Below are 675 nucleotides of genomic sequence, written 5' to 3' on the forward strand. Positions count from 1 at the left end.
GCCACGCCTCCGGGCACGGGCGCCATTGCCGTGCTGCGGCTTTCCGGCCCGCGGGCCGTACTCATTGCCGACGGTGTATTTCGCGGCAAGCGACTCGAAAACCAGCCCACGCACACCGCCCATTTCGGCCGCATTGAAGCCGAAGACGGGCGTACGCTCGACGAGGTGGTGGCCTCCATTTTCCGGGCGCCCAAGTCGTACACGGGCGAAGACATCGTGGAAATTTCCGTACACGGCTCGCCGTACATCCAGCAGGAGGTATTGCAAGTGCTCCTGCGAAAAGGCGCCCGCCTCGCCCAACCCGGCGAGTTTACCCTGCGCGCCTTCCTGAACGGCAAGATGGACCTCAGTCAGGCCGAAGCCGTAGCCGACCTGATTGCCGGCCAGAGCGCGGCGGCGCACGCGGTGGCCATGCGGCAATTGCGCGGCGGTTTCAAAAACGAGATCGCGCACCTGCGCGAGGAACTCATCCACTTCGCCAGCCTCGTGGAACTGGAACTCGACTTTTCGGAGGAGGACGTGGAATTTGCCGACCGCACCCAACTGAAAAGTCTCGTAGCCAAAATCCGGGACTACATCGGCTCGCTGCTGCGTACCTTCCAGTTGGGCAACGCCCTGCGCACCGGTGTGGCCACCGTCATCGCCGGGCGCCCCAACGCCGGCAAAAGCACCCTG

The 675-nt window shown here is 64.3% G+C and carries 1 protein-coding gene; it reads left to right on the forward strand.

Going from position 1 to position 675, the window contains the following annotated elements; all coding sequences use genetic code 11:
* Positions 1 to 675, forward strand: a 675-nt coding sequence (locus JNK74_29075) for a tRNA uridine-5-carboxymethylaminomethyl(34) synthesis GTPase MnmE (GenBank protein ID MBL7650233.1), incomplete at both ends; no start/stop codon positions are given.

It is taken from the genome of Candidatus Hydrogenedentota bacterium, assembly GCA_016791475.1.
Lineage (GTDB): Bacteria > Hydrogenedentota > Hydrogenedentia > Hydrogenedentales > JAEUWI01 > JAEUWI01.